This window comes from Flavobacterium granuli, from assembly GCF_031456055.1.
Lineage (GTDB): Bacteria > Bacteroidota > Bacteroidia > Flavobacteriales > Flavobacteriaceae > Flavobacterium > Flavobacterium granuli_A.
Genome location: NZ_JAVDTX010000001.1, coordinates 675522 through 700983, shown reverse-complemented (window position 1 = coordinate 700983; position 25462 = coordinate 675522). Strand labels below are relative to the sequence as shown.

Below are 25462 nucleotides of genomic sequence, written 5' to 3'. Positions count from 1 at the left end.
TCTGCCTTCTGCAATCTATATTCTTTTCTCTTTATTCTATTTTTTAATTTGCCCTGTTTTTTTATCAAATCCATAGGGACAATGGCGACAGCCGCTTTTACAGCAATACCCTCTTTTTAAATGGTGTTTTTCGGTAAAGCATTTGTATCCTTCGGGCGTATAGTAAAAATCTTCTCCCTCAGTTAATTTATTTTCATTACTTTGTTCTGCCATTCTTTTTTATACTTGAAATTCGCAATTAGGCGATTGTATTTTTCTTTAATTTGGACTAAATTGCCTGTACAAATCTATAAATTTTATAGCCAATGTTTGTTATTGTTGCCAAATATTTAATTCCTAAAGGATATCGCGGGCTAACAGTCTTTCCTTTTGTGTTTATAAAATACGCATTTGATTCAGAAAATAAAGTACTTGTCAATCACGAAAAAATTCACCTTCGACAACAATTGGAATTACTCGTTTTGCCTTTTTTTGTTTGGTATTTTGTTGAATATGCGGTACGTTTGTTGCAGTATAAGAATGCCAATTTAGCCTATAAAAATATCAGTTTTGAAAGGGAGGCTTACGCCAATGAACAGCATTTGAATTACCTTGTAACGAGAACATATTTTAGTTTTTTAAAGTATTTAAAAACTAATAAACCCTAAACTTTGAATCAGAAAATAACATACGAACTACCTAATGGAATTTCACTTGAGATCAAGAGGGAAGATTTACTTCATCCCTTTATATCTGGAAATAAATTCAGAAAGTTAAAATACAATTTGCTTCAGGCCAAAATCGAAAAGCAGGAAACTGTGTTGACTTTTGGTGGCGCTTATTCCAATCATATTGCGGCGGTAGCTTATGCGGGTAAAGAACAAGGTTTTAAAACCATTGGTGTGATTCGTGGAGATGAGTTGGGAGATAAAATTGCCGAAAATCCAACTCTGCAGTTTGCCCAAGAATGTGGAATGCAGTTTGAGTTTATAACCAGAGATGCCTATCGATTGAAAACTGAAACCAATTTTATTGCGAATTTAAAAGATAAATTTGGTTCTTTTTATTTAGTGCCCGAAGGCGGTACCAATGAATATGCTATCAAAGGTTGCGAAGAAATACTCACTGAAGAAGATGCTAAATTTGATTATGTATGTTGTGCCGTAGGAACTGGAGGAACAATTTCGGGGATAATCAACAGTGCATTGCCACACCAAAAAGTTTTGGGATTTCCAGCATTAAAAGGAGACTTTTTAAAAGATGAAATTCGTAAATTTGCGACCAAGGAAAATTGGGAATTAATAACCGATTATCATTTTGGGGGCTACGGAAAGGTAAATAAAGAACTGATTCAATTCATAAATCAGTTTTACAGACAAACAGAAGTTCCATTAGACCCTATTTATACGGGAAAGATGGTTTTTGGCGTTATAGATTTAATTCAGAAAGGCTATTTTCCTCATAATTCCAAAATTCTATTGATTCATACAGGAGGATTACAAGGAATCCAGGGAATGAATACGCTTTTGAAAAGCAAAAACAAAACATTGATTGAAGTTCAATAATAAAAAAAGTAAAACATAACACCCAAATACAGCTGCATGTTTCAAAAAATAACTTTATTTCTTTTAATTGGGATGCTAATCGGTTGCGGATCATCGAAACCAACAATAGTTACTACAAAAAAACCGGTGGGATGGAAATATTCCAAACCAATCCAAAACGGAAGTAGTAGCAAGGTGACCAATCAGTCTTCTTCAAAACCGTTAAACACAAATGAAGCTGCGAAAGCCTACATCGCACAATACAACGGGGTTGCGATGAGTAATATGAAAACCTACGGAATTCCTGCCAGTATTATTTTGGCACAAGGAGTTTTGGAATCGGGGGCTGGGCAGAGTGACTTGGCAATGAATGCTAATAATCATTTTGGAATTAAATGTCATAGCGATTGGAAAGGAGACAAAGTCTATAAAGATGATGATTCTGCAAATGAATGTTTTAGAAAATACAATCAAGCCTCCGAATCTTTCCAAGATCACGCGATGGTATTGACAGGTAAAAAAAGATATGCTAGCTTGTTTAAATTACCCAAAGGGGATTATAAAGCATGGGCAAAAGGTTTGAAGGATGCAGGTTATGCCACAGATCCTAGATATCCGGAAAAACTAATTAGTTATATAGAATCGTACAACTTAAGTCAGTATGATGCAAAAGTTTTAGGAAAAGAATCTAAAAAAGAAGAAACAAAAGTCTTGGTTCAAGATGATTTTGGCGCTGATGAAGCCAGTCTGTATGAAATCCAAAAAGGAGATACTTTTTATTCCGTTTCCAGAAAATTCAATTTAACCGTAGAAGAATTAAAACAGAAAAATAATTTAACAGAGAATTCGCTTTCGATAGGACAGAAGCTGATAGTAAAATAAGTTGGCAGTATTCAGTTTTTAGTATTTAGTAAAATACTAAATCTAAAGTCAAAAATCTAAAATTTAAAACCGTAATGATATACCAAAGAAGCAGTCAGCTTTTTGCTGAAGCAGAAAAAGTAATCCCAGGGGGAGTAAATTCACCAGTAAGAGCTTTTAAAGCCGTGGGAGGTACGCCGATATTTGTAAAAAGTGCCAAAGGAGCGTATTTGTATGATGAGGATGGCAACCGATTAATCGATTATATCAATTCATGGGGGCCGATGATTTTGGGCCACGCCTACGAGCCTGTGGTGGAAGCAGTAATTGAAAAAGCCAAATTAGGAACATCTTTCGGGATGCCAACAGAATTGGAAACACAAATTGCAGCTTTAGCCGTTTCGATGGTTCCAAATATTGATAAAATCCGATTCGTGAATTCAGGAACTGAGGCTTGTATGAGTGCGGTACGTTTAGCACGCGGATTTACCAAAAGAGATAAAATTATTAAATTTTCCGGTTGCTATCATGGTCATTCCGATTCGTTTTTGATTCAGGCGGGAAGTGGAGCCGTGACTTTTGGAACTCCAAATAGTCCAGGTGTAACAGCAGGAACAGCCAAAGATACTTTGCTTGCCAAATACAATGATTTGGATAATGTGAAGACTTTAATAGAAGCCAATAAAAATGAAATTGCAGCAATAATTGTTGAACCTGTTGCTGGAAATATGGGATGTATTCCGCCGGTTAAAGGGTTTTTGGAAGGATTGCGTGAGTTATGTACAGCCAACGGAATTCTGTTGATTTTTGATGAGGTAATGACAGGCTTTAGATTGGCCAGAGGTGGAGTGCAGGAATTGTTTAACATCAATGCTGATATCGTTTGTTTTGGAAAAGTAATCGGTGGTGGATTGCCAGTTGGAGCTTTTGCGGCACGCGCCGAAATTATGAATTTCCTTGCGCCATTGGGACCTGTTTATCAAGCGGGAACTTTGTCCGGGAATCCATTAGCTATGGCTGCGGGATTGGCAATGCTACAGGCATTGGACAATGATCGTGAAATTTTCAAAAGACTGGAAGAGAAAACGGCTTATTTAGGAGCAGGAATCGAAAGAGTTTTGAAAGCTAATAATGTCGTTTTCACAATCAATCAAATAGGTTCAATGATTTCAGTTCATTTTGATGCGAATCCTGTGACTGATTTTCAATCTGCAGCAGCAGGAGATAATGAAACTTTCAAGAAATTCTTCCACGGATTGGTAGCCGAAGGAGTTTATATAGCGCCATCAGCTTATGAAACTTGGTTTATCACCGATGCTCTGACTTATGAAGATTTGGATTTTACTATTAATGCAATAGATAAAGTTTCTAAAACGTTCTAAGTAGCAGCAAATAATAAAACATAAATTCCACTCATTTGCTTAAATTATTAGGCCCAATGAGTGGAATTAGTGTTTTAATCTTTAAACGAAAATGGAATTATTTATTGTATTTCTGCTTTTTTTTCATCTCATTCCCATCCCAGTTTTTGTTTGTTTTGTTCTCTAATCGTTAGCCATTTTTTAAATTGGTCGGCAGATAAGATGGCTTTCATTTTAGCTTCGGTGTCTACTTTTTCAGCTAGTAATTTGTTTTTCAAAGCAGTTTCTTCTTCGACTGTTAATTTTTCTCCGGTGGCTTTTTTAGCATTTGCTTTAGCTTTTAAGTCATGTGTTTTCGCGCTTTTCTCCGCTAAAAGTTTGCCTACGGATTCTTGCTGTTTGGCATCCAGATTTAATTCTTTAGTCAGATGGGTCAAATATTTTTGCTGACGTTGTTGTGGAGTGGTTTCCTGGGCAAATCCGATCAATCCCAATCCTAATGCTAAGACAATAATTAATTTTCTCATACTTATTCGATTTTAAAGTTAGGTTTTAAATTGTTGTTGATAATCAATAGTTTAGAGCTAATTTATGAAAAATGAATTCTAATATGTGAAATATTATGTTAAAGCAAAAAAGCCACTATTGACAGAAATCAATAATGGCTTATTTTTGTTTAAAAAGCGAAATTAATATTAATTATTTCTGCTTCTTCTTTGTCTCATTTTTTCTTTGTTTTCTTCTCTTATTGTAAGCCATTTTTGATATTGGTCGGCAGATAAGATGGTCTTCATTCTAGCTTCAGTGTCTGCTTTTTCGGCTTGCATTTTGGTTCTGAACGCTGTTCTTTCTTCATCGGTCATTTTTTTGCCACTAGATTTCCGAGCATTTTTTTGAGTTTTTAGCTCTTGAGCCTTGGCGCTTTTCTCAGCTAAAATTTTTCCGACTGCTTCTTGTTGCTTGGCATCCAAAGTCAATTCTTTGGTTAGATAAGCTAAATGTTTTTGCTGACGTTGTTCTGGAGTCATTTTTTCCATGCCAGATTTATTTTGTTGTGGAGTGGTTTCTTGTGCAAATCCAGTCAGTCCCATTCCGAATATTAAGGCAATAATTAATTTTTTCATGTTGCTTATTTTTTAGGTTATAGGTGTAAGACGTGTGTAATATACAAAGGTTTAACACTTTAACTAAAGTTTATGAAAAACTGATATATGTCATTTAAAATTTAAAACGGTATGTTATCTTTACATCGTGAAAAACCTCCTATTCATACTCATCATTGCTATTTTTCTAAAGCCGATTTTCCCGGTTATAGAATACGTAGTTAATTATGAATACATTTCAAAGGTACTTTGCGAAAACAAAGCAAAACCAAAGATGAATTGTAACGGGAAGTGTCATTTGATGAAAGAAATGGCCAAGGCTGCCGAAAATGATAAGCCTACATCTTCCGATAAAAAAGGATATTCTCCTGTTGTAGAACTATTATTTTTTCAGGAAATCAAAACTTTTTCTATTGCTTCTGTATCTTTTTTGGATAATGAAAACAATAGTAATACCTATTCCAATTTATATTCCAATTCTCATTTGGAATCCCTTTTCCGACCACCCATTTTTATTTCTTAGATTTTTTCAATTGCTATAATTGCTGCTGTTTGATTTTTCAAAGGGTTAGTCTTTTATGGAATCAATTGCTTCGTTTTTTTGACAAATTAATTATACAACATCAGTATTTTAATTGGCTTCATGAGTTCGATAAATTTTATTTGTGCGTGACCCTTCGTAAAAAACTACGGGTCGGGCTTTCCGTTCCCGCTTTTTTTTATCCCGTTAAAAAACGGAATAAAAAAAGAGCTCCACTGCAATCCCTCACGCAAAACATACAAACACAATCAAGATTTTATTAAAAAAAAATACATTTCAAATGAAAATTCAATTTAAGAAAAATATCATATTATTATTTGCTGCTCTTGCTTTTGCCTCTTGTTCTTCAGATTCTACTGAACCTACCGTAGATGAACTGGACGGACTTACAAAATTTCAAGAAATTAAGAACACAACTCATACCATAGAGTTATACCGACACATGGGTGGATTAGTGCAAGGATATAACGAAGTGGGTTTAAGAATCAAGGATAATTCCACTGGGCAATACGTAAAAAATGCAACAGCAAGTTGGATGCCTTTGATGCATATGACTTCAATGACGCATTCTTGTCCAAATTCTAAAATTGAAAAAGCATCTGCCGAAGCGACATTATATGAAGGATATATTGTTTTTCAAATGGCACAAAATGCTACCGAATATTGGGATTTAAAAATTGATTATGCAATCAATGGAACTACGTACACTGCGACTTCAGTTATTGATGTACCAGCATCAGCTAAACAAACTGTTACAACTTTCACAGGAACTGATGGTGTGAGATACATTGCTGCCTACGCAGAACCGCATCACCCAAAAGTGGCAATCAATGATATCGAAGTTGCGATTTTTAAAATGAAAGATATGATGACTTTTCCTGTTGTGGATAATTTTAAATTAAAAATTGACCCAAGAATGCCAAGTATGGGTAATCATAGTTCCCCAAATAATGTTGATTTAACTCAAGTGGCTGCCGGTGGATTATACAACGGAAAAATGTCACTTACTATGACAGGTTATTGGAAAATAAACCTGCAATTGGTGAATGCTAACAATGAAGTTTTAAAAGGTGAAGCGATAACTGATGCTGTTCCTGCAAGCAGTATTTACTTTGAGATAGAATTCTAGTTGGATAAAAAAAGGTCAATTATCGATTTCGGTTTTGACCTTTTTTTAATCACTTTAAACACGATTTATTATCAATAATAATGACTGCAAGGATTGAATAATCTTATGCACGGCAAAATTTTGTTTCGATGAAAAAAAATGTATTCTTCCTTTTTGTAAATTTCTTAATTTCTATATCTCTTTTTGCTCAACAAGAATCAAAGGATTCGGTTGTTGCCAAACCGTTGAATGAAGTTATTGTTATTGGAAAAAAAGCCAAATTGTATCAAAAACAAAGCAAACCACTTGCCACGATTGATGAATACCTACAACAATCCAGCAAAGTCGATATGATTAAAAGAGGTGGTTATGCTTGGGAACCGATTATCAACAGTATGGCTACCGAGCGAACGTTGATTACTATAGATGGTATGCGTATTTTTGGAGCCTGCACTGATAAAATGGACCCCATAACTTCTTATGTGGAAGTTTCAAATTTGGCGGAAGCTACAGTAGTTTCCGGGCAAGAGGGAGGCTGTCATGGAGCCACAATTGGTGGGGCTATTGATTTGAAAAAAAATGAAAGTAGTTTTTCAAACGCTGGTTGGAGTGCCGATTTGAATGCGGGTTATGAGTCGAATAGTAATCAAAAAATTATTGGTTCGGCTATCAATTATGTAAAGGAATCGTTTTATGTTGATACCGATTTTATGTTGCGAAAAGCAGATAATTATTTTGCCGGAAATAATGAAGAAATAGATTTTTCCCAATTTCAAAAGTTTAATATTTCTGCTTCTTCTGGGTTTCGTTTGGATACCGATAAAACGATTAAAGCAGCTGTAATTTATGATAAAGCTACCGATGTGGGTTATCCCGCTTTGCCTATGGATGTTTCGCTGGCCAAAGCATTGATTACTTCTTTGAGTTATGAATATGTTCCCGCAGGAACAACGCTTCAATCTTGGGAAACCAAGCTTTACTACAATACCATTACACATATTATGGATGACACCAAGCGCCCCAATGTTCCCATACATATGGATATGCCAGGTTGGAGTGATACGTATGGAATGTATTCAAAAGTAAAAGGCGTTTTTGGATCACATCATTTCACGGCTGATGTAAGTTCGTTTTACAATCGTTCCGTTGCCGAGATGACGATGTATCCTAATGATCCAAACGAAAACCTAATGTTTATGTTCACTTGGCCAGACGTTAGGACTTTGTATTGTGGGTTGTTTTTGGAGGATAATCTGGTTTTAAACACCAATTCAGCTTTACTTTTTACAGCCAGTATCGCCAGTCATAGTAACAAAGTAGCCAGTCAATTTGGATTGGAAAGTTTGCAGATTTTTTATCCCAATATGGATGCTGTCAATAATAGGCTTCTAGGTAGTTTTTCAACCAAGTATAATTATACCCAAAATGGTTTTGAATACGGAATAGGATTAGGGTATGGAGAACGTGCTCCTTCAGTTTCCGAAGGGTATGGCTTTTATTTGTTCAACAGTTTTGATGGATACGATTATATTGGGAATCCTGATTTGTACAACGAGCAATCCATGGAATCAAGTGTATCTTTTGGTTACTCCAAAAGCAAATGGAGTTCTAAATTATCGGCAACTTTTTTTCATATTTCAAATTATATCGTGGGAGCGCCAGATGCAAATCTAATTCCAATGACAATTGGTGCAAACGGTGTAAAAGTATATACTGCTTTGGATTATGCCAATCTTTTTAATATGGATTTGAATTTAGACTGTCAAATTTCAGAAAGCCTAAAATGGCAAGGACAGTTGGTTTATGCGTATGGAAAAGAAAGCAATAACAGGAATTTGCCCTTTATAAGCCCATTTGGTTATTCCAGTGCATTTAATTATTTCAAAAACCGAGTTTCAGCCTCAATTGCTGTTGTTGGAAATGCAACTCAATCGAAGTTCAGTCCCTATTATGGTGAAAATGAAACATCAGATTATGCTATTTTAAATGCCTCTCTCGGTTATTCTTTTTATGTTGAAAAAAGTAAATGGAATGTTAAAGCAGGGATTGAGAATGTTTTTGATACATACTATTCAACATTTTCAAGTTGGAATAATATCCCGAGCAAAGGAAGAAATTTTGTTTTGAATTTAAATTTCGGATTTTAGTTTGAACAAAATAAAAGAGATTATCTGTTTTTTGAGGAAGTAAATATCATTTCCAAATTGTATTTTTGAATATCATAAAAATTATAACGCCATGATTTCCGTTCAAGAAGCCTTTTCGATATTAGAACAAAATTTGCCAGCTTTGCACAAAGTAGAGTATTCTCTTTCTCAGGCCCGAAAACATATTTTGGCAGAATCACTTTTGTCACCGATCAATATGCCACCTTTTCGACAATCAGCGATGGATGGTTATGCTTTGTGTTTACACGATGATTTGGTGTATGAAATTGTAGGTGAAATAAAAGCGGGAGATTCTCATTTGGTAGATTTGATTCCTGGACAGGCGGTGAAGATTTTTACTGGTGCTGCCATACCGGATTCGGCACAAGCAGTAATCCAGATTGAATTAGTAGCTGCAAACGGAACGCAATTATTACTGGACGAATTGGTAGAACCAGAAACTAATGTTAGACCCATTGGAGAGCAAATTTTGGCTGGAGATTTGGCACTCGAAAAAGGAACTTTACTCAATTCAGCAGCAATCGGTTTTTTGGCGGGACTTGGTTTTACTCACGTAACGGTTTATAAGAAACCAAATATTGGAATTGTAGTCACTGGTAATGAGCTGACCAAACCTGGTACACCACTCGAACACGGAAAAGTTTATGAAAGCAACGGAATAATGTTGCAGTCTGCATTGATTGATGCTTATTATGATGCGGTGACCTTATATGAAGTCAATGATGATTTTGAAAACACCAAAAATATACTCCAAGATGCAATAACAAACAACGATATGATTTTGGTTTCTGGTGGAATATCTGTTGGAGATTATGATTTTGTGGCAAGGGCTTTAAAAGAACTTCACGTGCAAATATTATTTCATAAAGTCAATCAAAAGCCTGGAAAACCATTGTTTGCAGGTAAGTTACACAATAAAATGATTTTCGCATTACCAGGAAATCCTGCTGCTTGTCTAACTTGTTTTTATGTGTATGTTTTGCCCACATTGGCAATTATGTCGGGTGCAGAGGCTAATTACAAACAAGCTGTTTTGTTTTCTTTGGCACATGATTACGAAGTAAAAAATACCCGTTGTCAATTTTTGAAAGCGAGTATTAGTAATGGAGAAGCACAAATCTTGTCACATCAAAATTCGTCAATGCTTAATTCTTTTTCAGTCTCAAATGGATTGATTTATGTGCCTCACGGGCATTATGAATTAAAAAAAGGTGATGCCGTTGAGGTGTATTTGTTGTAGTTTTCTTGTGTTATGAGTGTTTTTAATTGAATGCAAATAACCAAGCAATTAGAAAATATTACATACCCTCTTTCTTGGCAGAGCCAATTAAACTAACATCGGTAAGTTCCAAAGATTTAACCATATCTTTAACTGTTTCTTTGTATTTCTTAAAATGTATAGTTTCTATATGTGATTTGTAAGCGGCTGTGTCAGCATATATTTCAAGTATTGTAATCTGTGAAGTGTCATTCTTGTCGGCAACAGCGTAATAGGTTAGAACACCAGGTTCAACACGAACAGCAGTCGTCATTTGTTCTTTTAACGCAGCATTATATTTGTCCAATTGTAATGGGTCAACTTTAATTTTTGCCAAGCGAACCATTTGAACTTTTTCCTGAGCCATAGTATTAGTACTAAATAAAAAGGTTAGTATAAATAAGAAAACTGTCGTACTGAGTAGTTTAATTTTGGCAAATTGCATTTTGTTAACTGGTTCAAGTATTTTCATTTTTTTTTATGTTTAAATTGAAAAAATCATCACCATTTATGGAGACAGATCTCTTAGGTCACTTTTACTTCTGTGCAACACTATTTACTTCAATCCAATAGCCATTTGGGTCCTGGAGATATATTTGTTTGATGCCGTCTGCACGAACGGTTATTTTATTTAGGTTGCCTTCCCAGTCATTATATTTTATTTTTAGTTTGTCCAATTTACTAACAAAAGAATCGAAGTTTGGAGTTGTCATTCCAAGATGTATTGCTTTGTTAATTGTCACACTTTCTTTTACGATTGAGATTAGGTGCAATTCCTTATCTTCTCCTAATGAAAACCAGCGGATTCCTTCCTTTTTAGTCCTGTTGGTGATTTCTTGTAGGCCAAGTGTGTTTTTGTAAAAATCACAGGTAGAGTCGAGATCTTTGACTGAAAATGACACATGATTAAAAGAAAAATTAAACGAAGTGTTATCCTGAGCCTGAATGGAAGTGGTAAAGGAAAGTACAATAATGAAAAGGAATATTTTACGCATGGTTATCTATTTGTTGGTTTAATGGTTACTCTTTTTATGGGGGTTGTTAATTTTTAAATTGGTTACTTATACTTATTTTGTTCTTTTGCTATTAACTGTCACTTGGTTCCCAAAGCTCTATCTTGTTTCCTTCAGGATCCATAATATGTACAAATTTTCCGTAGTCATACGATTCAATTTCATCAAGTATAGTCACGCCATTATCTCTTAACTTTTTGACAAGTTCTTCAATGTTCTGAACCCGATAGTTAATCATAAACTCTTTTTTGGATGGAGAAAAATAGTCATCTCCTTTTTTGAAAGGACTCCATTGAAGAGCATTTATCTCGTCAGGTTTGTTAATGTTTCTGGATTCAAAAGTCGAACCGTAGTCATTAATTTCTAGTCCTAGGTTTTGTTCATACCATTTTCTGGTCTGTTCTGGATTATCTGAAAAAAAGAAAATACCTCCAATTCCTGTTACTTTTGGGGTTGTGTTTTCGGTTTTGTTATTGTGATCTTCCATATTGTTTGTCTTTAGCGTTATAGACTGAATTATTATAATTATGCTTCTATGGTTTCTTCTTCTGTCATCTCTTTTATGTCTATCCAAGAGAGGAAAAATTTATAACCCAAAGTCAAGATAACCGCGCCGAGGAATAACCCAATGAATCCGTTGTATATGAATCCTCCAATGGCGCCAAGGAATATCACTAGCATTGGTGCTGGTGGATTGCCTCTTCCTAGGAAAATAGGTTTTAGAATATTGTCTGAAATCAAAGTGATGCCTATCCAGATAGCGAGTAGCGTTGCCGATGTGGTATCTGTGACTGAGTACATATAAATTACGACCGGAATGGCGATGGGGCCAATCCCGATTTGTATAATGGCAAGGACAAGACAGATAATGGTGAAGATTCCTGCGAAGGGAACTCCAGCAATGAAAAATCCAATACCTACCATCATCGATTGAATTAAGGCCACTCCCAAAAATCCTTTTACAACATTCCGGATGGTGGCAACGGTGATCAAAGCGTAGTGTTCGCCATTTTTACCTATTAATTTGGTGAAGATGTTTTTGGAAACCGTTGTAAGTGGATTGGAATATAGCAATAATCCCATTGCAATGATAATGGAGACTATGAATTGCAAAATTCCTTTGCCAATGCCAGCCAATGCCAATAAGAACCATTCGCCAATTGCTTTAAAATGATCGGAATATTTCATTATGACTTTGGAAACATCCTCAGAGGCCGTTTGCCATATTTCTAATATTGGTTTTGTAAAAGTTGGCCAGGTTTTGGTGTTTTCTCCCGGTGGTGGAATCAAATGTCCGTTTGCTTGATAGGTTTCGGTGAAGTTGTGGATTTCGTCGTACAAAGATTTGGTTACCAATATGCTAGGAACTACCAATATACTTATAACTGCCAAAGCCAAAAGAACGGTGGCCAGAATCTTTTTGCCTCTGAAAATTTTTACCATTGATTCGTAAACTGGGCTCAATGACACTGAAATAACAATAGCCCATACTATGATCAAAATAAAGGGTTTTAGGATGTCATAACACCAGCCAATTAGTAAAAACAATACGCCGAGGCGGATTAGGATGTCGGCAATTTTTTCGAAATTCAAACTGTTCAAATTTAGTTTGTTTTGATTCATACTCATTTTTTTTGATGAATAAAAAGACAATTGGTTTTGTTATGCTAATCTAGTTAAAATGTAGTAATTATTATTATTAAATAATGATGTCTTTTGTGGAAAGTTTAATTTTTTTTGAATCTTGATGAAAAAATGTTTTTAAAATAATGGTAGGTTTCCGTACGAATTAAATTGCGGTTTTGTATTTTTACTAAATTGATATTTTGATGCAGTTCAATATTTTAATGAGATGAAACTTGTATCGAATACTATGAATTAAAAAAAGTAGCAAATGAAAATAGCACTTTATACCAATGAATTTCCCCCAAACATTTATGGCGGAGCAGGAGTACATATTGATTTTTTAAGCCATGAATTGGCCAAATTGGCTCAAATCGAAGTTCGATGTTTTGGAGATCAAAAAGAAACTAAAAATTCCATGCATGTTGAAGGCATTAATTCCTGTTTGACAAAAATGGTGGATTCAGAAAACGAGCACATTAAGATGTTTCATAATTTAAGCAGAAATGTCGAAATGGCCCAGGCAACTCCAAAGGCAGATATTGTTCATTGCCATACTTGGTACACGCATTTGGCTGGTGTTTTTACCAGAGAATTGTTGCAGGTGCCGTTGATATTGACGACTCATAGTTTGGAAACGCACCGTCCTTGGAAAGTAGAACAACTTGGGAATGGTTATTTTATGTCCCGATGGATTGAAACCAACGCCTATAAATCTGCCGATGGTATTATTGCCGTAAGCGAACAAATGAAAACCGATGTGGTTGAAGCTTATGGTGTGGATCCTAAAAAAGTGACAGTAATTCACAACGGAATCGACCCTGAATTTTACAAGCCTACTTTTGATAATGATTTATTGAGAGAGTATGGAATCGACCCGAATATTCCATTTGTACTTTTTGTTGGCCGAATTACGCGTCAAAAAGGAATTTCGCAATTAATAGAAGCGGCCCAATATTTTAATGAAGAGTGCCAGATAGTGCTTTGCGCAGGCGCTCCAGACACTGAGGAAATTGCTCTTGAAACTTCAACACTTATCGACGAACTGAAAACTAAAAGAAAAGGAGTGATTTTGATTTCGGAGATGTTGCCACGCGACAAAGTCAAAGTACTGTACAGTCACGCCAGAGTTTTTGCTTGTCCTTCATTGTACGAGCCTTTCGGAATTATCAATCTCGAAGCCATGTCTTGTGAAACGCCTGTTGTGGGTAGTCATGTGGGCGGAATTCCTGAGATTATTGTCGAAGGCGAAACTGGGTATTTGATACCGCTAGAGAGTGTTTCAAGAACAAACTTCAATCCACTGGATCCAACTGCTTTCCAAAAATCATTTGCGGCTAAAGTAAATGCATTATTGAATAATGAAGAATTAGCAACCACAATGGGTAAAGCGGGTAGAGTGCGAGTTTTGAAAAAATTCAGCTGGGAGTCTATCGCCAAAACAACCTTTAATTATTATCAGGAAGTTATAACCAGATTTGAAAAAGAGCAGGCTTAAAACTAAAACATAAAGTAAAAAAGCAATCTTCTTTAGTAAGGAGATTGCTTTTTTGTTTCGTATACTAACTCTGTAAGACACATTCAGGAGTTATAATGGTTTTAGTTGTTGGGAGGTATTCTACTTTGCCTAATTCGATAATTTTTTGAGCCACAGTTCCTTTCTCAAATAATCGAATGAGCTTGAAAATACTGCTTACAAAATAACCCGGATTCGAAACCAATCGAGCTATTTTGGTAACTTTGATATCCCTTTCCTGTATGGAGGCTTCTCTTTGATTTTCTGGAAGAAGTACAAATTCAGTAGCATATTTCCATGCGCCATCTCTAGCAGTTTTCATACTAAAATCAATAAAGAAATTGTCTATTTTGCCAGATAATTTCAAGATATAGGTCAGTGTTGGCCAAATTTCAACTAAGCATTTTTCAACTCCTTCTACTAGATTGCTTAAAATTTCATTGATTTTATTATAGTCAGAATGTAAATCAAAAATGCTTTCTGGAGTACTGACTTGTGCGCAGGCGATTCCTAAATCTAAATTCACATGAGCGTTGATTCCCAGTAGTAAATGCTGTGCAACAATTGGCCAGTATTCTTCTCCTTTCGTAAAAGAAAACTCCCAGCATTCGGAGGGCTTTTCTTTGGTTTTAAATTGATAATAAGCTTTTAAATATCGATTGGCAAAAATCACATCTATTTTTTCCATTCGTTCGCTATCTTCAAACAGACCGTTTTCGATACCGTGTTTTATTTGCAACGTAACTTCTCTATATAAAGTGGTAAACAAGCCTATAGCACATTGTTCGAGTTTTGATGTTTCAATTATTTCATCCAAAAACTGAATGACTTCTTCAATAGTTGTGGCTTGTTTCATATTCATTTTTAATTGGTTATGGTTGTAAAGGAAGAGCGAATATAATTATTTTTATTATTTAGATGGATTTTTTGAAGTAATTATCTTGCTATTTTTTATAACAAAAAATATGCTGCGAAGTTGTTTTTTTATTTTTTTGAAATATTCATTTCGTTATATTTGTAAAAGTATAACGAAAAAGACCTGTTTTGAAAATCAAAAGTAAAATTTGGATTGAAACCGACGAGGGAATTCTCATCAGCGAAGGGCGTATTCAATTGCTAAAGTTGATAGAGTCAACAGGTTCGCTCAATAAGGCGGCCAAGGAAATGAATATTTCGTATCAAAAAGCCTGGAAATTAATAGACGCTTCAAACAAGGCTTCCGCAGAACCCTTAATTGCTACCCAAGTTGGTGGGAATAAAGGAGGAGGGACCGTTGTGACTCCGTATGGTAAATCGCTTATTGAGTCTTTTGAAAAAATCAATGTTGCCTGTTGGGAGTTTTTGGATTTGGAACTTAAAAAACACTCCTTATAAATCAAACTTATGGAAAATCAGATAACGGCAATAGTGTTGGCTGGCGGTAAAAGTCAACGAATGGGAGCTGAAAAAGGCTTGTTGGATTTGAACGGAAAGACGTTCATTCAGCATATTTGCGATGCTTTACTGCCAATTGTGGGCTCCAATATTTTGATAGTTTCGAGCAATAAAGAATATGATGTTTTGGGTTTTTCCAGAGTGGAAGACATAATCGAAAATAAAGGGCCAGTCGGTGGTCTTTACACTGGATTGAAAGAATCTAAAACCAAAGTTAATCTGGTTTTGAGTGTTGATGTACCTTTAGTTTCGACTGAATTACTGCAATGGTTGATAGAAAACCACGATGAAACTGATATGGTTACCCAAACGAAAAGTGGTGATAAACCTAGTCCGCTTATTGGGATTTACGACCGCTCGATGCGAATTGTTTTTGGCGAACATCTAGCCGGAAACCAATTGAAACTGCGAAAAGTGATTGAGGATGTCAAACACAAAACAATTGATGTTCCTGAAAAATGGACCAATCAAGTGCAGAATATAAACACACAAGAAGAATATCAAAATTTAATCAAATGACCATAACGCTAAAATATTTTGGTTCACTGGCTGATATCACTCAATTGAAAGAGGAGCAATTCACTTTCGATCAAGAGACGATTTCGGTTTCGGCATTAAAATCAAAAATAGAGAGTAGTTATCAAAATATGCAAAACACAAGCTACACCATTGCGGTTAACCAAACGATGAGCGATTTGCAAACGAAGATAAAAGATCAGGATGTAATTGCTTTTTTGCCACCATTTGCAGGAGGTTAGAAATAAGCATAATTCAGTTTTATAAAAAATGACAAATTCAAAACGCTATTCCAGACAAATCATTCTCCCAGAAGTAGGAAAAATGGGTCAGCAAAAATTACTGAATGCACGTGTCTTGGTAATTGGTGCTGGAGGTTTGGGCTGCCCGGTTCTGCAAAATTTAGCTTCTGCAGGAGTTGGCAATATCGGAATAGTAGATGGAGACGTGGTCGATGAAACTAATTTGCACAGGCAATTGTTATATAGCTTAAAAGATTGCGGAAACAGCAAAGCAGAGACAGCGAAGAAAGTCATTTTAGAATTGAATCCAGAAATTAATGTAACAGCTTTTTCAGAATTTTTCACTGCCAAAAATGCAACTCAGATAGTTGATGGATATCAAATCATCGTCGATTGCACAGATGCGATTGCTGTTCGTTATTTGATTAATGACATATCGGTTGCCAAAAGCATTCCGATGGTGTATGCCTCAATTCATAAATTTGAAGGTCAGGTTTCGGTATTCAATTATGAAAATGGCCCAAGTTATCGTTGTTTGTTTCCAGAGCAAGAAGGATTGAAAGCGGTTCCCAATTGCGCCGATTCTGGGGTTTTGGGAGTTTTGCCCAACACCATTGGAACGTTTCAAGCTACCGAAGTTCTCAAAATAATATTGGAAATCGGAACGGTATTGTCAGGAAAATTATTGATTTATGATGCTTTGAATTTTCAAACGCAGATCATCAGTTTTGCCAAGAATCCGAAGGCCATTGAAAAAGGTATAATAAATGGGAGATTGCTTCCAAATGGTAAAAAATCAGTGGAGGACTTAACTCCAGAAGGGTTTTTAGAAAAATGCAACCAATTAGGAATTGTTGTTATCGACGTTCGAGAATTGGATGAAACACCTGAGTTTAAAGGAGAAAATGTCATTCGAATTCCTTTGAGTATGTTGGAAGATTATAGAAAAAAATTGAATAAAAATCAGGAGATAGTTTTGTTTTGCCAAACGGGGCAACGCAGTTTAGCGGCCATGAATTATTTGCAAAAATCAGGATTTGTTGGAGTTTTTCATTTAGGAAAAGGAATCGAATCTTTGAAGAATCAATTGCAATAGCATTTTAGAAAATAAAAAATATACAATAAGTATGTCAACAGATAAACCCAAAAAAAGTTCTTTTATTCAGGGGCAAATAACATCAGAGTTCATTGGGAATTCGATTGCCAAGCATCAAAGTAAAACAACAATAGGTGCCCATAATATTTTCCTGGGTCAAGTTCGCGCCGATGTGATTGAAGGTAAAACAGTCGCCGCCATTGAGTACGCCGCTTACGAAGAAATGGCTGAACAAACGTTTTATGAAATTCGAGAAGCGGCTTTCGCCAAATATGAGCTTTCTTGTTTGCATATTTATCACAGTTTGGGAACGGTAAAAACAGGCGAAATATGTTTGTTTGTCTTTGTCTCGGCTCCAAGACGAAAAGTGGTTTACGAAGCTTTGGAGTTTTTGGTGGAAGAAATAAAAGAAAAAACTGCCATCTTCGGAAAAGAAATTTTTGAAGACGACAGTTATACTTGGAAAAAGAATACATAAAACTAGAAGCAAATTGAACAAAAAATTATCCGTAGAAATCTGTTTACTCTGTGGTCTATAAAATAAAAATCAAATGGTAGATATCACTCATAAAATAATCACACAACGCACGGCGACTGCCCAAGCAATCGTAAAAGTAGGTTCACCGGAAACAATGCAGGCCATTTTGAATAAAACTGTTCCAAAAGGCGATGTGTTGGAAGTTGCACGAACAGCGGGTTTGTTTGCCGTAAAAAACACTTCAAATTCCATTCCGGATTGTCATCCCATGCCGATTGAGTTCACGGGAATTGAATACGAACTACTAGAAGATTCAGTGCTGATAAAAGTAACTGTCAAAGCGATTTACAGGACAGGAGTGGAGGTTGAGGCTATGCACGGCGCTTCGATTGTGGCCTTGACTATGTATGATATGCTAAAGCCAATTGACAAGAAAGTCGAAATTTCGACCATAAAGCTGCTTCACAAAAAAGGAGGAAAATCTGATTATGGGGTTAAGGAAGATCTCGATTTATCTGTGGCGGTAATCGTTTGTTCAGACAGTGTTTCCAGCGGAAAAAAAGAAGATCGAGCCGGAAAAGTAATTTCGGATAAAGTCAAAAAACTTGGTTTAAGCGTTTCGAGTTATTCAGTAATTCCAGATGAGGTTGCCGATATTCAAGAAACGATAAACAAACTATGTTCAAGTAACAAAGATTTGATTATCCTCACTGGCGGAACAGGCCTATCCAATCGCGATGTAACTCCCGAAGCCATTATCCCAATGCTTGACCGACGCATTCCGGGAATTGAAGAAGCCATTCGCTCTTATGGGCAGGATAGAACGCCTTATGCGATGTTGTCGCGAAGCGTGGTCGGTTTCAAAGGCGATACACTGATTATGGCTTTGCCGGGTTCAACAGCTGGAGCCAGCGAATCTATGGATGCCGTATTCCCGTCTATATTGCATTTGTTCAAAATATTAAATGGTTTCAACCATGGAAAATAAAACAAATCCAATGCAGGACAGCCACGGCAGAGCGCACAATTACCTCCGCATTTCAATTACGGAACACTGTAATTTGAGATGCACTTATTGTATGCCGGCCGAGGGGATTGCGCTTACACCAAGGGCACATCTGATGACTGCAGACGAAATTGTTACCATCGCCAAAACTTTCGTAAAACTCGGAGTGACCAAAATCCGATTGACAGGTGGCGAGCCTTTGGTACGAAAAGATGCTAAAAGCATCATCGAACAATTAGGTAAATTGGGAGTCGAACTGACATTGACGACCAACGGAATCCTGGTTCACGAATTCATAGATACGTTCAAGGAAGCCGGAATCACCACTTTGAACGTGAGTATCGACAGTTTGAAAAAAGACAAATTCAACCAAATTACCCGCCGTAATTATTTTGAGAAACTGATTGAAAATCTCGATCTGCTTGAGAAAAATAATTTCAAGGTAAAACTGAATGTGGTCGTTATCAAAGGATTTAATGACAACGAAATTGTTGATTTCATCGAGTTGACCAAAGACCGAAATATTCAGATTCGGTTTATTGAGTTCATGCCTTTTGACGGCAATCAATGGAACAAAGAAAAATTGGTGAGTTATGCTGAAATCCTCGGGCAAGTAAATACTTTTTATAGTGAACAAAAAGTAGAACGCGCCCAAGATAAACCGAATGATACAGCCAAAAATCACAAGATTGACGGCTATCAGGGAAGTTTTTCGGTAATCAGTTCCGTGACCAATCCATTTTGCAGTACTTGTAATCGCATCCGCCTAACCGCCGACGGTAAACTGAAAAATTGTTTGTTCTCGAATACCGAAACTTCTTTACTTGACACCTTGCGTGCAGGAGATTCAATCGAACCGCTTATTTTTCAAAACATAAAATCAAAATTCGCCATGCGTGGCGGTATGGATGATGATGCTAAATTCCAGAATCCGCTTATTTTTTCTCAAAATCGGAGTATGATTAAGATTGGGGGTTAAGTGAAGTAAAATTATTTCACGAAGATTCGCTAAGAAAAAACACAGAGATTCACGAAGAATATTATTTTTTTACTGAACCTTTGCGATTCTTTGCGTGTCTTTTGCGAACTTTCGCGAAACAAATCTTTAAAGTGCTTAGAACCGATTATAAAATCCCTGATAAAAGTCATTGTTGGCACTATATAATAGTGAATACCTTTGCAAAATGAATGCAAAAACAGAATCCAACAGAAAAGGGTATAATAATTACGGCACACATCTTCGCGAAAAATACAACGGAAAAAAAGTTTTCAAAGTAATAGTCGATGGCAATTTTAGTTGTCCCAACCGCGACGGACTCAAAGGCTACGGAGGTTGTACCTATTGTAATACAGATTCGTTCACGCCAGATATTTCAAGAAAAGCACCCACGATAGAGGATCAATTGCTTCAAGGAATGGAGCGCGCCAAAAAATCATACAAAGCTGATAAGTTTATTGTCTATTTTCAGCCCAATACCAACACTTATGCTCCTGTCGATTATCTAAAAGTAATCTACGACCGGGCTTTGTCTTTCAATCCCGAAGAGGTAGTTGGATTTTCGGTTGGGACGCGTCCAGACTGTATTGATGCCGAAAAAGTGGCTTTGCTCGAAAGCTACTGCGACCGCTTCGACGTTGACCTCGAAATGGGAATGGAGTCCATGTACGACGAAACTTTAGAAAAAATAAACCGTGGTTGTACCCACGCCGAGTTCGTATCCGCAGTAGAATTATTAAAGGACAGCCCGATTGATTTATGCGTGCACACTGTTTTCGGATTTCCTTGGGAAACCCGAGAAATGATGCTCAATTACGTCAATGAAATCAATCGTTTAACGCAAATAAAATTCGTAAAATTCCATCATCTGCACATCGTCGAAGGTTCGATCATGGGTGTACATTACAAGCGAAACCCGTTCCCGCTTTTCACTTTGGAACAATACACCGACTTGCTTTGCGATCTCATTCCGCTCCTGCGTCCCGACATCGTCATTCAGCGCCTCTTCGGAATCTCCGATTGGGACTTGCTCATCGCCCCAAACTGGGGACTCAAAAAAACCGAAATCCAACATTATATCGACTCCACAATCGAAAAAAGAGGGGTTATCCAAGGTTCAAAATACAATAGTATATGAAATATATTCGTCATTAGGGCGTGCCACCATAAAGGAGCGGGGCCAAATCATCGTGACGGTGATTTGGCCCCGCTCCTTTATGCTGTCGGGCTATACGCGCTACTTCGGTAGCTAGCTGCTATCCCTCACGCAGTTTTACAAGATGTTTTGGGAAAATGAGATACAAATCCTTTTCATAAGATGCTCTTATTGGTTGAGTTAAATCTATTATATTTACTGTAGAATTAGCAAAAATCGGTTTAATTAAAGGTTTTTTGTAGAACCTACAGTAATGATAATACTAACGAACTGCATCCAATGAACAAAAAAACTTTACTATTACTCGGATTTATCATACTGAAATTTGTTCTGCAATATTCATTGATAAGCGCCGACTACGACTTACAGCGGGATGAATATTTGCACCTCGATCAAGCCCGCCATTTGGCTTGGGGATATCAATCGGTACCACCATTTACGTCTTGGATTTCGTATCTTATTTATCTTTTGGGGAATTCGGTTTTTTGGGTCAAATTTTTTCCTGCATTGTTCGGTGCCTTGACAATCGTGGTTGTTTGGAAAGCAATCGAAGAAATGAAAGGCAGTTTGTTTGCCTTGGTTTTGGGAGGAACTTGCGTGTTTTTTTCGGCACTTTTAAGACTGAATACTTTATACCAACCCAACTCTTTTGATGTGTTGTGTTGGACAACTTTTTATTTTGTTTTAATCAAATACATTAATACCGAAAACATCAAATGGCTTTTCGTTGGAGCAACCGTATTTGCTTTTGGTTTTCTGAATAAATACAATATCAGTTTTCTTATTATTGGATTGATACCTGCTTTTGTTGCGACCAAACAACGTAAAATCTTTACCCAACCTAAATTGTATGTTGCGCTTGTTTTAGGATTGTTATTAATCTTACCAAATCTTTTATGGCAATACAATAACAAATTTCCGGTGATTCATCATTTAAAGGAATTGGCCGATACACAATTGGTCAATGTGGATAGGTTTGAATTTTTAAAGTCACAATTACTATTTTTTATAGGTTCTTTTTTTGTTATTCTATCCGGATGGTTAGCTTTGTTATTGTACAAACCGTTTCAGAAGTACAGACTTTTCTTTTGGAGCATAATTTTTACGCTTGTTGTTTTTATGTATTTCAAAGCCAAAGATTATTATGCTATTGGACTTTATCCTATTTACATTTCCTTTGGTTCCGTTTATTTGGCAGAGCAATTAAAAGAAGGTTGGAAAAGATACTTGCAACCAGTTTTAATCCTATTGCCAATATTGCTTTTTATTCCGATGTACAAAGCTTTTTTTCCAAACAAAAGCCCTGAATACATAGTAAATCATGCAAAAGCATATCAAAAATTTGGCTTGCTTCGATGGGAAGACGGCAAGGATCATTTGTTGCCACAAGATTTTGCCGATATGCTGGGCTGGAAAGAATTGGCTATAAAAGTAGATTCTGTTGCAGCAACACTGCCAGATTTGGAACACACATTAATTCTTTGTGACAATTATGGACAAGCCGGCGCCATCAATTATTATACAACCAATAAGAAAGTGGTTGCCCATTCTTTTAATGCCGATTATATAAATTGGCTTCCTTTGGACAAAGAAATTAAAGATGTGATTTTGGTAAAAGAGGATGACGATGATGACAAAGGTAGATCAAGAGAAATTCCAATATTCGACACTGTGTATTTGGCAGGCAAAAGAATTAATAAATATGCCAGAGAGCCCGAAATTTCCATTTATGTTTTGCGAGGAGCAAAAATAGATATCAGCAAAAGGATAAAGGTCGAAATGGAAGAGAAGAAAAATTATAAATAAAAAATATTCGATTGAAATCAATCTGTTAAAATGTTCTTAGGTTGTGTAACTATTTGATAATTAGTATTTAAATTTATTGTCCGAAATTTTTAAAATCATTTACCAATGGAGACAACAGATTTTATCACAACCATATTAGTTGACCAAACTCCCGAAGAGGCATTCAATGCCATCACTAATGTTCGTGGATGGTGGTCCGAAGAAATTGAAGGCAGTACAGAGAAACTTGATGATGAATTTACATACCATTATGAAGATGTTCATTATTGCCAAATCAAATTGACTGAAGTCATTCCAAACAAAAAAGTGGTTTGGTTTGTGAAGTACAACTATTTTAAGTTTACCAAAGATAGAAGTGAGTGGACAGGGACGAAAATGAGTTTTGAAATTTCTGAAAAAGACAATAAAACAGAGATTCGTGTTACGCATCATGGGTTGGTTCCAGAATTTGAGTGTTACAATATTTGCAGTAATGCCTGGACCCAATACATTCAACAAAGTTTAAAGAACTTAATTACTACTGGAAAAGGGCAACCAAATGCCACTGGAAAACCAACAACAGAAGATGAAAAGAAATTTAGTGCTACGAAGTAATTAGCTATAGGCAAATTTTTCAACGAGTATGAAAAATAGGAAGCTCTGAACTATAAATATTTCAGGGCTTTTTTGTTTTATAAACTGTCTGTAATAATTACCTAATTCGCCGGAACAAGAATTGTTTTTTTGAATGATGAAGGAGTTTGTCCAACCAATGATTTAAAAAGTTTATTAAAGTATGACATACTTTCAAACCCAACGGCATATCCTACTTCTGATACATTATGATCTTTTAAAAGTAAAGTTTTGGCTTGAGTAATTCGGTATTGATTTACAAATTCAGTGAATGTCATGTTCGTCTGCTTTTTGAAATAACGGCAAAAAGCAGCTGTACTCAAATTTGTAATAGAGGCAATGTCATTAACATCTGGTTTTTTGTCATAATTCTTATGAATGTAATCGTATATGGTTCCCATTCTGATTTTATCATTCATGAACATCTTTATTCTCGTGTCTTCGGTATTCAATTGATGCACTTCAGAAGATCCAGCCATTATGTTCAATATTTCAAAAAGGACCAGTAAAGAATTGAAATTATTCTGAGACTGCATTTCTTTGAGTTTGGCTACCACTTGTTCTTTTGTCTTTCCATAAAAAGACAGACCTAAATAGGCTTTGTCAAAAAGAGTACGGATGTCAGTAAACTCGGCGGTAGGGACAATCAGATTTGATAAAAAATCTTCTTTGAGCTGAACTACAATTTGTTTGTACTCCGTTTGCAATCCATAGTCGAAATTTAGATGAGGAACATTAGAGCCAATTAACACGAGATCACTTTCTACAAAACTTGAAATGTTTTTGCCGACATGACGAATACCCGCAATAGCTTCAACATAGACCAATTCGAACTCTGGGTGATAATGCCAGAAAAAAAAATTCCGTAAACTAGGTGTAAAAACACGAAATGATTTTCCTGGTTGGATTGTAATTTCTTCTTTCTTTATTTTCATTGTAGCTTCACGTTAACTATATGTTGGTGTAAAATTAGTTAAAAATGTCAATATAGAGCGCATATCGATCATTTTAGAATTTATTCACTGCCGATATTACGCTGAACTTTGCTTTATCAATTTTAAATAATAAAAAAATGGAAACAATGACAATGAATAATGGGTTGAATGAAGCACATAAAGAAATTCCTGGAAACCCATCAGTTGCAACAAGCAGTAAAGTAAAATTAAGCGATCGTAGTAATGGCGAAAAACTGCGCGTATTAACGGAAGAAGAATGGACTTTCTGGATTCATAATGGCTATGTAGTGGTTAAAAATGCAGTGCCAAGGGAGCAAGCAGAAAAGCTGGCTGATTATCTATGGGAATATGAAGGGAAAAAGGCTAATGATCCTGAAACTTGGTATAAGCCTACACTTTCAATGAAAATGTCAGAACTCAACAATACTGGGATGGTAGAGATATATAATCATCAGTATTTGTGGGACAACCGTCAATTTCCTAAAGTTCATCAGGCTTTTGCTGATATCTGGGGAACCGAAAAATTGTGGGTCACTATTGATCGTGCCAACCTTAACTTACCTATTCGACCAGGTCATGAATATAAAGGTTTTATTCATTGGGATTATGATCCAGAAACGAAACCACAAAATGTTCAGGGTGTATTGGCATTGGCAGATCAAAATGACGAAAACATGGGAGGTTTTCAATGTATTCCAGAACTCTTTAGAACTTATGATACCTGGAAATTAACACAACCTGAAGATCGTGATCATTTCAAACCTGATACGACTGGTTTTGAAATGGTAAAAGTCAAAATGAATGCAGGTGATCTGTTGATTTTCAATAGCTCACAACCTCATGGTATTAGGCCAAATAATAGCGAAAATACAGTTCGTATTGCTCAATATATTGCTATGATACCCGCTGAAGAAGACAATGAAGAAATGCGTGAATGGAGAATAAATGCATGGAAAAATAAACACGTGCCAGAAGGTTATGCTTTTCCAGGTGATCCTTTGAAACGAGAGAGTAAACAACCAGTTGCGGAGCTTTCGGAACTTGGAGAAAAACTTCTTGGACTTAAAAAATGGTAAAATTTCTGATTT

At 36.1% G+C, this 25462-nt stretch carries 29 protein-coding genes; 20 read left to right on the top strand and 9 right to left on the bottom strand.

The genetic code is table 11. The annotated features are described in order from the left end of the window. Positions 1–36: 36 nt before the first annotated feature. On the bottom strand, positions 37–213 hold the full coding sequence (locus tag J2W95_RS03025) for a C1orf53 family protein (protein ID WP_310003816.1): 177 nt from the start codon (positions 211–213) through the stop codon (positions 37–39). A 92-nt stretch (positions 214–305) separates the two neighbouring features. Here J2W95_RS03025 and J2W95_RS03020 point away from each other — a divergent pair, with 92 nt between their 5' ends. From J2W95_RS03020 to hemL, 4 genes are all read left to right on the top strand, one after another. Next, complete coding sequence (locus J2W95_RS03020) at positions 306–647, top strand: hypothetical protein (protein ID WP_310003814.1); 342 nt, start codon at positions 306–308, stop codon at positions 645–647. A 3-nt stretch (positions 648–650) separates the two neighbouring features. Then, positions 651–1544 carry a 1-aminocyclopropane-1-carboxylate deaminase/D-cysteine desulfhydrase gene (locus tag J2W95_RS03015; RefSeq protein WP_310003813.1) on the top strand — a complete coding sequence of 298 codons (894 nt, stop codon included), beginning with the start codon at positions 651–653 and terminating at the stop codon, positions 1542–1544. Between the two features lie 36 nt (positions 1545–1580). Beyond that, complete coding sequence (locus tag J2W95_RS03010; RefSeq protein WP_310003811.1) at positions 1581–2405, top strand: glucosaminidase domain-containing protein; 825 nt, start codon at positions 1581–1583, stop codon at positions 2403–2405. Positions 2406–2479: 74 nt separating this feature from the next. Beyond that, the gene (gene hemL / locus J2W95_RS03005; protein ID WP_310003810.1) at positions 2480–3766 is read left to right on the top strand and encodes a glutamate-1-semialdehyde 2,1-aminomutase; all 1287 of its coding nucleotides are present in this window, start codon (positions 2480–2482) and stop codon (positions 3764–3766) included. Between the two features lie 128 nt (positions 3767–3894). On the opposite strand, the gene J2W95_RS03000 is transcribed toward hemL, so the two are convergent. Continuing rightward, the gene (locus J2W95_RS03000; protein ID WP_310003808.1) at positions 3895–4272 is read right to left on the bottom strand and encodes a hypothetical protein; all 378 of its coding nucleotides are present in this window, start codon (positions 4270–4272) and stop codon (positions 3895–3897) included. A 168-nt stretch (positions 4273–4440) separates the two neighbouring features. After that, entirely contained in the window at positions 4441–4869 is a 429-nt protein-coding gene (locus J2W95_RS02995; RefSeq protein WP_310003805.1) for a hypothetical protein, read from the bottom strand. Between the two features lie 127 nt (positions 4870–4996). Here J2W95_RS02995 and J2W95_RS02990 point away from each other — a divergent pair, with 127 nt between their 5' ends. The 4 genes from J2W95_RS02990 (at position 4997) to J2W95_RS02975 (ending at position 9905) form a co-directional block, all read left to right on the top strand. Beyond that, the gene (locus tag J2W95_RS02990) at positions 4997–5371 is read left to right on the top strand and encodes a hypothetical protein (RefSeq protein ID WP_310003803.1); all 375 of its coding nucleotides are present in this window, start codon (positions 4997–4999) and stop codon (positions 5369–5371) included. Positions 5372–5669: 298 nt separating this feature from the next. Further along, on the top strand, positions 5670–6518 hold the full coding sequence (locus J2W95_RS02985; protein WP_310003801.1) for a hypothetical protein: 849 nt from the start codon (positions 5670–5672) through the stop codon (positions 6516–6518). 128 nt (positions 6519–6646) lie between these two features. Next, the gene (locus J2W95_RS02980) at positions 6647–8644 is read left to right on the top strand and encodes a TonB-copper family protein (RefSeq protein WP_310003799.1); all 1998 of its coding nucleotides are present in this window, start codon (positions 6647–6649) and stop codon (positions 8642–8644) included. Between the two features lie 91 nt (positions 8645–8735). Next, positions 8736–9905, top strand: coding sequence for a molybdopterin molybdotransferase MoeA (locus tag J2W95_RS02975; RefSeq protein WP_310003797.1), 1170 nt, complete (start codon positions 8736–8738; stop codon positions 9903–9905). Positions 9906–9963: 58 nt separating this feature from the next. On the opposite strand, the gene J2W95_RS02970 is transcribed toward J2W95_RS02975, so the two are convergent. From J2W95_RS02970 to J2W95_RS02955, 4 genes are all read right to left on the bottom strand, one after another. Then, positions 9964–10395 carry a putative quinol monooxygenase gene (locus tag J2W95_RS02970; RefSeq protein ID WP_310003795.1) on the bottom strand — a complete coding sequence of 144 codons (432 nt, stop codon included), beginning with the start codon at positions 10393–10395 and terminating at the stop codon, positions 9964–9966. A gap of 64 nt (positions 10396–10459) precedes the next feature. Then, positions 10460–10918: a VOC family protein gene (locus J2W95_RS02965; protein ID WP_310003794.1), complete on the bottom strand. Its 459-nt coding sequence runs from the start codon at positions 10916–10918 to the stop codon at positions 10460–10462. A gap of 91 nt (positions 10919–11009) precedes the next feature. Next, the gene (locus J2W95_RS02960) at positions 11010–11423 is read right to left on the bottom strand and encodes a VOC family protein (RefSeq protein WP_310003792.1); all 414 of its coding nucleotides are present in this window, start codon (positions 11421–11423) and stop codon (positions 11010–11012) included. 38 nt (positions 11424–11461) lie between these two features. After that, the gene (locus J2W95_RS02955; RefSeq protein WP_310003790.1) at positions 11462–12559 is read right to left on the bottom strand and encodes an AI-2E family transporter; all 1098 of its coding nucleotides are present in this window, start codon (positions 12557–12559) and stop codon (positions 11462–11464) included. Between the two features lie 271 nt (positions 12560–12830). Here J2W95_RS02955 and glgA point away from each other — a divergent pair, with 271 nt between their 5' ends. After that, the gene (gene glgA, locus J2W95_RS02950) at positions 12831–14057 is read left to right on the top strand and encodes a glycogen synthase (RefSeq protein WP_310003788.1); all 1227 of its coding nucleotides are present in this window, start codon (positions 12831–12833) and stop codon (positions 14055–14057) included. Positions 14058–14121: 64 nt separating this feature from the next. Here glgA and J2W95_RS02945 read toward each other — a convergent pair whose 3' ends face one another. Further along, positions 14122–14937: a DUF5995 family protein gene (locus tag J2W95_RS02945; protein WP_310003786.1), complete on the bottom strand. Its 816-nt coding sequence runs from the start codon at positions 14935–14937 to the stop codon at positions 14122–14124. A gap of 182 nt (positions 14938–15119) precedes the next feature. On the opposite strand from J2W95_RS02945, the gene J2W95_RS02940 reads away from it, so the two are divergent. The 10 genes from J2W95_RS02940 to J2W95_RS02895 all read left to right on the top strand — a co-directional run bounded on the left by J2W95_RS02940 (position 15120) and on the right by J2W95_RS02895 (position 23400). Next, positions 15120–15449 (top strand): winged helix-turn-helix domain-containing protein, encoded by a 330-nt coding sequence (locus J2W95_RS02940; RefSeq protein ID WP_310003784.1) that lies wholly within the window; start codon positions 15120–15122, stop codon positions 15447–15449. A gap of 9 nt (positions 15450–15458) precedes the next feature. Continuing rightward, positions 15459–16028: a molybdenum cofactor guanylyltransferase gene (gene mobA, locus J2W95_RS02935; RefSeq protein ID WP_310003781.1), complete on the top strand. Its 570-nt coding sequence runs from the start codon at positions 15459–15461 to the stop codon at positions 16026–16028. Further along, on the top strand, positions 16025–16267 hold the full coding sequence (locus J2W95_RS02930; protein WP_310003780.1) for a MoaD/ThiS family protein: 243 nt from the start codon (positions 16025–16027) through the stop codon (positions 16265–16267). Before mobA ends, J2W95_RS02930 begins: the two co-directional genes overlap by 4 nt. 28 nt (positions 16268–16295) lie before the next feature. Further along, positions 16296–17363, top strand: a complete 1068-nt coding sequence (locus J2W95_RS02925) for a ThiF family adenylyltransferase (RefSeq protein ID WP_310003778.1) — start codon at positions 16296–16298, stop codon at positions 17361–17363. A gap of 31 nt (positions 17364–17394) precedes the next feature. Further along, a complete protein-coding gene (locus J2W95_RS02920) occupies positions 17395–17841 on the top strand; it encodes a molybdenum cofactor biosynthesis protein MoaE (RefSeq protein ID WP_310003776.1) in 447 nt (148 codons plus the stop codon). Positions 17842–17914: 73 nt separating this feature from the next. Continuing rightward, positions 17915–18829 (top strand): bifunctional molybdenum cofactor biosynthesis protein MoaC/MoaB, encoded by a 915-nt coding sequence (gene moaCB, locus J2W95_RS02915; RefSeq protein ID WP_310003774.1) that lies wholly within the window; start codon positions 17915–17917, stop codon positions 18827–18829. Beyond that, positions 18819–19826: a GTP 3',8-cyclase MoaA gene (gene moaA / locus J2W95_RS02910; RefSeq protein WP_310003772.1), complete on the top strand. Its 1008-nt coding sequence runs from the start codon at positions 18819–18821 to the stop codon at positions 19824–19826. Before moaCB ends, moaA begins: the two co-directional genes overlap by 11 nt. Before the next feature lie 172 nt (positions 19827–19998). Further along, a complete protein-coding gene (gene mnmL / locus J2W95_RS02905) occupies positions 19999–20982 on the top strand; it encodes a tRNA modification radical SAM protein MnmL/YtqA (RefSeq protein ID WP_310003770.1) in 984 nt (327 codons plus the stop codon). A 297-nt stretch (positions 20983–21279) separates the two neighbouring features. Beyond that, positions 21280–22806: an ArnT family glycosyltransferase gene (locus tag J2W95_RS02900; protein WP_310003767.1), complete on the top strand. Its 1527-nt coding sequence runs from the start codon at positions 21280–21282 to the stop codon at positions 22804–22806. A gap of 105 nt (positions 22807–22911) precedes the next feature. Further along, complete coding sequence (locus tag J2W95_RS02895; RefSeq protein WP_310003765.1) at positions 22912–23400, top strand: SRPBCC family protein; 489 nt, start codon at positions 22912–22914, stop codon at positions 23398–23400. 101 nt (positions 23401–23501) lie between these two features. Here the strand turns inward: J2W95_RS02895 and J2W95_RS02890 are convergent, their stop codons facing one another. Continuing rightward, positions 23502–24353, bottom strand: a complete 852-nt coding sequence (locus J2W95_RS02890) for an AraC family transcriptional regulator (RefSeq protein ID WP_310003763.1) — start codon at positions 24351–24353, stop codon at positions 23502–23504. A 137-nt stretch (positions 24354–24490) separates the two neighbouring features. On the opposite strand from J2W95_RS02890, the gene J2W95_RS02885 reads away from it, so the two are divergent. Continuing rightward, positions 24491–25450 carry a phytanoyl-CoA dioxygenase family protein gene (locus J2W95_RS02885; protein WP_310003761.1) on the top strand — a complete coding sequence of 320 codons (960 nt, stop codon included), beginning with the start codon at positions 24491–24493 and terminating at the stop codon, positions 25448–25450. Positions 25451–25462: the final 12 nt, after the last annotated feature.